Here is a 6,253-nt window from a genome sequence, read left to right as displayed (position 1 = left end):
CCCGGCACCACCTTGCGCAGGAACACGATCTGGTCCTGCCATTCGCGCACCAGGAGGTGCGCGTTGGCGACACCCGGGAGCGCATCGGCCAGATCGGTCAGCTCGTGATAGTGGGTGGCGAACAGCGTCTTGGGTCGGGCCTTCGGGTTGGTGGCCAGGTGCTCGGCGACGGCCCACGCGATGCTGAGGCCGTCGAAGGTCGACGTGCCGCGGCCGATCTCGTCGAGCACGACGAGGCTGCGCGACGTGGCGGTGTTCAGGATGCTCGCGGTCTCCTGCATCTCCACCATGAACGTCGACTGGCCGCGCGCGATGTTGTCGGCCGCGCCGACACGCGCGTAGATGCGATCGACGACGGGCAGCTTGGCCTGGCGTGCTGGCACGAAGGCACCGGCCTGGGCCATGAGGCAGAGCAGGGCGGTCTGCCGCAGGTACGTGCTCTTGCCGCCCATGTTCGGGCCGGTGATCACCAGCAACTGCTGCGTGGTGCCATCGAGCGACAGGTCGTTGGGGACGAAGGCCTCGCGGGTCATCGTCTCCACGACGGGATGACGGCCCTCCACGACCGAGAGGTCGTCGCCCTCGTGCAGGTGCGGTTTCGAGTAGTTGCGGCGCGCCGCGACGTCGGCAAACGCGGCGAGGACATCGAGCGTGGCCAGCGCGGCGGCCGTGGCCTGCAGGCGGGGCGCGTGCGCGGCGACATCCTGCCGGAGGGCCTCGAAGTGCGCGAGCTCGAGGGCGATCAGGTGCTCGTCGGCGTGCAGCACCTGCTCCTCGTGGGCCTTGAGCGCCGGCGTGATGAAGCGCTCGCCGCCGGCGATCGTCTGCTTGCGGATGTAGTCGGCCGGCACCGCGTGCAGGTTCGACTTGCTGACCTCGATGTAGTAACCGAACACCCGGTTGAAGCGGATCTTCAGCGAGGCGATGCCGGTGCGCTGGCGCTCGGCCTCCTCCATCGCGGAGATGTCGCTCTTGCCGCCGCGGCTGAGGGCGCGGAGGCGATCGATCTCGGGATCGGCCCCGTCGCGGATCACGTCGCCATCGCGGGCGAGCATCGGCGGTTCGTCGGCGAGCGTGGCGGTGATGCGTCCGCGCAGGTCGGGGAGGTCGTCGAGGCCGGTGGCCAGGTGCGCGAGCAACGGCGCCTGCAGGCCGGCCAGCGCTTGCCGCAGGCCGGGCACGGCGTCGAGGGAACGCGCGAGCGCGACGAGGTCGCGCGGGCCGGCGGTGCCGAGGGCCGCGCGCGCGACGAGGCGCTGCACGTCGTACACCGCACGGAGCGTCTCGCGGATCTGGCCGCGCTCGACGGCTCGGAATGCGAGGTCCTCCACGGCGTCGAGTCGGTCCCGGATGGCGTCGAGGGCGACCAGCGGCTTGGTGAGCCACGCGCGCAGCAGGCGCGCGCCCATCGCCGTGACGGTCTCGTCGAGCACGCCCAGCAGCGACACCTGGCGATCTCCCTCGGTGGAGGCGAGCACCTCGAGGTGGCGCAGCGTGGTCGCGTCGATGATCAGGCCGTCGCGCGTCTCACGGTACGCGACGCTGCGGACATGCGTCAGGTCGGCCTTCTGCGTGTCGCGCAGGTACTGGACGAGGGCGCCCGCGGCGCCGATCGCACACGGGTGGCCATCGAGTCCGAAGCCGGTCAGCCCCGATGTCTGGAGTTGCTCGGTGAGCGCCCGGTGGGCGGCCTCGAGGCCGAACTGCCAGCCCTCACGCCGGGTGAGGGCCGGCATCGCCGTCCCCTCGGTGCGCAGGGGCTCAACGTCGGCCTCCGCGGGGAGCAGCAGCTCGCGTGGCGCGAGCACGCCGAGTTCCTCGCGCACGAGGGCCGCGGCATCGACGCCGTCGAACTCGGTGGCGGCGAACTCGCCCGTCGACAGCTCGGCCCAGGCCAGCCCCCACGTCGTGGCCCCTTTCGCGGGTGGCACGACGGCGGCCAGTAACGCCGGGGCGCGCGCATCGAGATACGCGGCATCGGTGAGCGTGCCGGGCGTCACGACGCGCGTCACGGCCCGCTTCACGAGCCCCTTGGCGGTCTTCGGATCCTCGACCTGATCGCAGATCGCGACGCTGAATCCCTGGCGGATCAGTCGGGTGATGTACCCGTCGGCGGCGTGGAAGGGCACCCCGCACATGGGAATGCCCGCGCCCGCGGCGTCCTTGGAGCGCGAGGTCAGCGTGAGCTCGACGGCCCGCGCCGCGACGACCGCGTCCTCGTAGAACACCTCGTAGAAGTCGCCCATGCGGAAGAACAGCAGGGCATCGGGATGCTGCCGCTTGGCATCCTGGTACTGACGCATCGCCGGCGTCAGGGAGGCGGGCGGCGCTGTGAGGATCGAGTCGGACACCGGAGGCGGGAGCGCGGCGCCGCGAGGCGCGGCCGTAGAATGAGCGGGGCCGTCAGGACAGCGGCCAGTCTAGCATGCTGGTTCTCGCCCTCGATTCCTCCACCCGCGCCGGTAGCCTCGCACTCGCCAGTGACGGGCGCCTGCTCGATGCCCGGGCCGGTGATCCCGACATCAGGCATGCCGTGCGCCTGCCGGGAGACGCCATCGCGCTCCTCGACGCCCACGGGTACACGCTGGCCGACGTCGACCTGCTCGCCGTTGTCATCGGGCCTGGCGGCTTCACCGGGCTGCGCGTCGGGCTGGCGACCATCCAGGGCCTCGCCATGGCCCTCGAGCGACCCGTCTTCGCCGCGACCAGCCTCGAGTTGCTCGGCGTGGCCGGCGCCGCGCGGCGCGGCGGCGCGCCCTGGGTCGGGGCCTGGATGCAGGGCATGCGCGGGGAAGTGTTCACCGCGCTGTATGCCAACGATGCCGGCCTCCTGCGTGCGGTCGTGGAGCCGTTCGTCGGCACACCCGAGGAGGCGGCGGCGACGTGGGGCGTCGCGCGCACCGGCACGATCGTGGTGCTCGGGGACGCGTGGCCCGGCGCCGCTGCGCCGCTCATCGACACGTACGGCGCGCGGCTGCATCCCGTCGATGCGCCGCTGCTGGCGACGGTGCTGGCCGGAGAGGCCAGCCGACGCGCCGGCGAGGCGGTGGGGCCGGCGGCGCTCAGGCCCGCTTACGTGCGCCGACCGGATGCCGTGCTCACCCGCGAGCGTGCGGGCCTGCCCGTGAGCGGGGACATCGGGTGACCGGCCTCGTGGTGCGCGAGGCTGGCCCCGAGGCCTGCGACGCCCTGGCGACCCTGGAGGCGGCGAGCTTCGACGTGCCGTGGTCGGCCGATGCGCTCGGCGAGCTGCTGGCCGATGGCCTCACCCGGGCCTGGGTGGGGGAGGCGGCCGGCGGCCTGTGCGGTGCCGGCCTGCTGCGCGTCGTCGCCGGGGAAGGCGAGCTGCTCCGCATCGCGGTCCATCCCGCAGACCGCCGGCACGGCGTCGGGCGCGCCCTGCTGCGCGCCATCCTGTCAGCGGCCGCTGACGCGTGTCCGTACGGCGTGCACCTCGAGGTGCGTGCGTCGAACGTGGCGGCGCGGCACCTGTATGCGCGCGAGGGGTTCGTCGATCACGGCCGTCGTCGCGACTACTACCAGGCGCCCCGCGAGGACGCCGTGTTGATGCATTGGCGCCCCGCCGGACGGGGCCCTGGGGCGGCCGAGCTGGCCGGGGAATAACCCCCGCTGGCGGCCGAGAATTCCGCGTTGCGACGCTGATGTGACGGTGGTAGAGTGCGATGTGAACCCGGGGGTGACCCTGAGCGGTTCCCCCGCCAGCAAGGAGGCAGCAATGCCCGATGCGCAGGATTTGAAGGAGCAACTGCTCCGGACCGACGCGGAGTATCGCGAGCTCTACCAACTCCACCACGAGCTGGACGAGCAGATTCGGTCCATGTCCGCCAACCCGCACCTTTCCGAGAGTGAGCAGCTCGAAGAAGTCCGCCTGAAGAAGCGTAAGCTGCAGCTCAAGGATCGGATGGAGGACATCGTCCGACGGTACGAGGCGCCACCGCCCACCGGTCCGGCCCCCAGTTTCGCCCACGCCTGACGCGGGCGGACGATAGATTCGGAGCTCTACCCGGTGCCCGCCTCCCCAGGCGGGCACCGAGGCTTCCCCCTCTCGCGGAGAGCCTCCCCGCCGAGCCGCTGTCCCTGCGGCCCGTGTACCCTGACGACATGAAGCTCGATCGCGCCGGATACCCCTTCATCGCCGGGTTCCTTGCCCCAGCGGCCTACCTCCTGCTCAAGAAGAAGCCGACGCTCGGCGTGCCGCTGCTCGGGATGGCCGGGTTCATGGCGTACTTCTTCCGCGACCCGGAGCGCTACCCGCCCCAGCATCCCGATCTCGTGCTGTCGCCGGCCGACGGCCGGGTGATGGTCGCTGGTCCCGGGGAGCCCGGCGTGGCGCCGCCGGGCGACTGGCAACAGATCAGCATCTTCCTGTCGCCCCTCGACGTCCACATCAACCGGGCGCCGTTCGGCGGGGAAATCACGCGTATCGCCTACACCCCAGGGAAGTTCCTGGCCGCCTACGACGATCGCGCCGCTGCCGAGAACGAGCGCAACGAGGTGTGGGTCAAGGACGGCGATCGCACGGTCGTGTTCCGGCAGGTGGTCGGGGTGCTCGCCCGGCGGGTCGTCTGCCGCGTGCAGGTGGGGGATCGGCTCGAGGCCGGGGAGCGATTCGGCCTGATGAAGTTCGGCTCCCGGATGGACGTGTTCGTGCCGCCCGGGTGCACGCTCCAGGTCAGGCCCGGCGACGTGGTCAGGGGCGCCGAGAGCGTGATTGCACGCTGGCCGGAGGCCTGAGAGTAAGATCCCCGGTCATGATCAACGTGCTGCGGCGTCGCGACCCCGAGCAGCGCCGCCTTCGCCGCGGGATGTACCTGCTGCCCAGCCTCTTCACGCTGGCCAACATGTTCTGCGGCTATGCCTGCGTGATCTACGCGATGCGCGGCGAGTTCTCGACGGCGGCGCCCTTCATCGGCATCGCCGTAGTGCTGGACATGCTCGACGGGCGGATCGCGCGGATGACCGGCGCGACCAGCGAGTTCGGGCGGGAGTTCGACTCGCTCGCCGACGTCATCTCGTTCGGGATCGCGCCCGCCGTGCTCGGCTACGCCTGGGGCCTGTACACCTTCGGTCGCCTCGGCTGGGCCGTGGGGTTCCTGTTCGTGTCGGCGGCCGCCATCCGCCTCGCCAGGTTCAACATCCAGTCGACGACCAACCCCGACAAGCGGTACTTCGTCGGGATGCCCAGTCCGGCCGCCGCAGGCGTCCCGGCCGCCACGGTGTTCTGGTTGCCCCAGGGGTTGCCGCAGGGCTGGATGGCGGCCCTGGCCCTGCCCCTGTTGCTGGTACCCGCCGCCCTGATGGTGAGCACCATCCGGTATCGGTCCTTCAAGACCTTCAACCTGGGCAAGCGGCGCCCTGCCAACGGCCTGATGGTGGTGGCCGTGGTGATCGCCGCGGTGGCGACCCATCCCCAGTGGGCCCTGGTATTCATCTCGTACACGTACCTGCTGTCGGGGTTCGTGGGCCTGGCGCTCACGCGCCTGCGCCCGCGCCCGACCGAGGATTCCGCCGTGGCGCCCCTCACGCCCTCGCCGGCGGGCCAGGGGCCTGGCGGCGACGCGACCGACGCCTAGGCTGGCGCCGAGGCGACCGGCAGGTCGAGCGACACGGTCGTGCCGACACCCTTCTCGCTCTGCACGTCGATGCGGCCGCCCATGAGCTCGATGTTGCGACGGGCGATCGTGAGCCCGAGCCCGGTCCCTGCCGCCTTGGTCGAGAAATAGGGTTCGAACAGGCGCGCCAGCGCAGCGGCGTCCATCCCGACCCCGGTGTCGGCCAACGACACCCGCACCCATTCCGGTTCCGGTCGGGAAGCGCCGACCGTGACCACTCCGCCTGAGGGCATGGCGTGCAGGGCGTTCTCGATGATGTTGATCATCGCGCGCCCGAGCAGCGCCCGGTCGATCTGCACGAGCGGCAGGTCGTCGGGCAGGCGCGCCTCGACGCGCACGTTGGACGGGAGCCCGATGCGGTACCCGGCCATCACTTCGTCGACCAGGGCGGGCAAGGGCACGGGCTGGGGCCGGGCCGTGGGCGACGAGGCGAAGCTGGCGAACTCGGACGAGATCTGGCGCAGCATCCGCACCTGCACGAGGATCGTGTCCACGCACTGCTCGAGGACGGGCGACAACGGCGTCCCGCGGTCGAGGTGGACCCGCCGCAGGTGCTCGGCCGAGAGCTGGATCGGCGTCAGCGGGTTCTTGATGTCGTGCGCCACCTGCCGGGCCATCTC

At 71.5% G+C, this 6,253-nt stretch carries 7 protein-coding genes; 5 read left to right on the top strand and 2 right to left on the bottom strand.

The annotated features are described in order from the left end of the window. On the bottom strand, positions 1 to 2,351 hold a 2,351-nt coding region (gene mutS / locus ACIRDX_RS19380), incomplete at its 3' end, for a DNA mismatch repair protein MutS (protein WP_396627083.1). A 74-nt stretch (positions 2,352 to 2,425) separates the two neighbouring features. Between mutS and tsaB the strand changes: the two genes are divergently transcribed. The 5 genes from tsaB to pssA all read left to right on the top strand — a co-directional run bounded on the left by tsaB (position 2,426) and on the right by pssA (position 5,594). Further along, positions 2,426 to 3,145 carry a tRNA (adenosine(37)-N6)-threonylcarbamoyltransferase complex dimerization subunit type 1 TsaB gene (gene tsaB, locus ACIRDX_RS19375; RefSeq protein ID WP_396627082.1) on the top strand — a complete coding sequence of 240 codons (720 nt, stop codon included), beginning with the start codon at positions 2,426 to 2,428 and terminating at the stop codon, positions 3,143 to 3,145. Continuing rightward, positions 3,142 to 3,624: a ribosomal protein S18-alanine N-acetyltransferase gene (rimI, locus tag ACIRDX_RS19370; RefSeq protein ID WP_396627081.1), complete on the top strand. Its 483-nt coding sequence runs from the start codon at positions 3,142 to 3,144 to the stop codon at positions 3,622 to 3,624. The genes tsaB and rimI overlap by 4 nt, the downstream gene beginning before the upstream one ends. Before the next feature lie 112 nt (positions 3,625 to 3,736). Then, positions 3,737 to 3,994, top strand: coding sequence for a YdcH family protein (locus tag ACIRDX_RS19365; protein ID WP_396627080.1), 258 nt, complete (start codon positions 3,737 to 3,739; stop codon positions 3,992 to 3,994). 128 nt (positions 3,995 to 4,122) lie between these two features. Next, positions 4,123 to 4,755 carry a phosphatidylserine decarboxylase gene (locus ACIRDX_RS19360; RefSeq protein ID WP_396627079.1) on the top strand — a complete coding sequence of 211 codons (633 nt, stop codon included), beginning with the start codon at positions 4,123 to 4,125 and terminating at the stop codon, positions 4,753 to 4,755. A 17-nt stretch (positions 4,756 to 4,772) separates the two neighbouring features. Further along, complete coding sequence (gene pssA / locus ACIRDX_RS19355) at positions 4,773 to 5,594, top strand: CDP-diacylglycerol--serine O-phosphatidyltransferase (protein ID WP_396627078.1); 822 nt, start codon at positions 4,773 to 4,775, stop codon at positions 5,592 to 5,594. On the opposite strand, the gene ACIRDX_RS19350 is transcribed toward pssA, so the two are convergent. Next, positions 5,591 to 6,253: sensor histidine kinase (locus ACIRDX_RS19350; RefSeq protein ID WP_396627077.1), on the bottom strand; the 663-nt coding region annotated here is incomplete at its 5' end. The two genes, pssA and ACIRDX_RS19350, sit on opposite strands and share 4 nt — an antisense overlap.

Origin of the sequence: Luteitalea sp. (assembly GCF_044337415.1) — a bacterium.
In the GTDB taxonomy this organism is placed as follows: domain Bacteria; phylum Acidobacteriota; class Vicinamibacteria; order Vicinamibacterales; family Vicinamibacteraceae; genus Luteitalea.
Note: the sequence above shows the minus strand (reverse complement) of the source record. Positions and strands in the feature narration are given on the sequence as shown.

What these genes read in the sequence shown, in the direction of transcription:
- tsaB (WP_396627082.1), top strand. Translation starts at nt 2,426, where the DNA reads ATGCTGGTTCTCGCCCTCGATTCCTCCACCCGCGCCGGTAGCCTCGCA.
- ACIRDX_RS19365 (WP_396627080.1), top strand. Translation starts at nt 3,737, where the DNA reads ATGCCCGATGCGCAGGATTTGAAGGAGCAACTGCTCCGGACCGACGCG.
- ACIRDX_RS19360 (WP_396627079.1), top strand. Translation starts at nt 4,123, where the DNA reads ATGAAGCTCGATCGCGCCGGATACCCCTTCATCGCCGGGTTCCTTGCC.
- pssA (WP_396627078.1), top strand. Translation starts at nt 4,773, where the DNA reads ATGATCAACGTGCTGCGGCGTCGCGACCCCGAGCAGCGCCGCCTTCGC.